We start from the raw sequence: 563 nt of genomic DNA on the forward strand, positions 1-563 counted from the left end.
CGCTGGACGTCTTCACGCTTGGTGCCGCGCAGCAGGATGCCCACGTTGTCGCCAGCTTGACCTTGGTCCAGCAGCTTGCGGAACATTTCCACGCCGGTGCAGGTCGTCTTGACCGTCGGAACGATACCGACGATTTCGATTTCTTCACCAACCTTGATGATGCCGCGCTCGATACGGCCGGTCACCACGGTGCCGCGACCCGAGATCGAGAACACGTCTTCAACCGGCATCAGGAACGCGCCGTCAACGGCACGCTCAGGCGTCGGGATGTAGGTGTCCAGCGCTTGCGCCAGCGACAGAATCGCTTGCTCGCCCAGTTCGCCCTTGTCGCCTTCCAGCGCCAGCTTGGCCGAACCCTTGACGATCGGGGTGTCATCACCCGGGAAGTCGTACTTGGACAGCAGCTCGCGAACTTCCATTTCCACCAGCTCGAGCAGCTCGGCGTCGTCAACCATGTCAGCCTTGTTCAGGAAGACGATGATGTACGGCACGCCAACCTGGCGGCTCAGCAGGATGTGTTCACGCGTTTGCGGCATCGGACCGTCAGCGGCCGACACGACCAG

1 protein-coding gene is annotated in these 563 nt (G+C 61.8%); it reads right to left on the reverse strand.

The window, feature by feature from the left end; translation table 11 throughout:
* On the reverse strand, positions 1-563 hold a 563-nt coding region (locus AC3WMR_RS30695), incomplete at both ends, for a GTP-binding protein (RefSeq protein WP_492266984.1).

The sequence above is a fragment of the Achromobacter sp. FW305-C-28 genome, assembly GCF_058783235.1.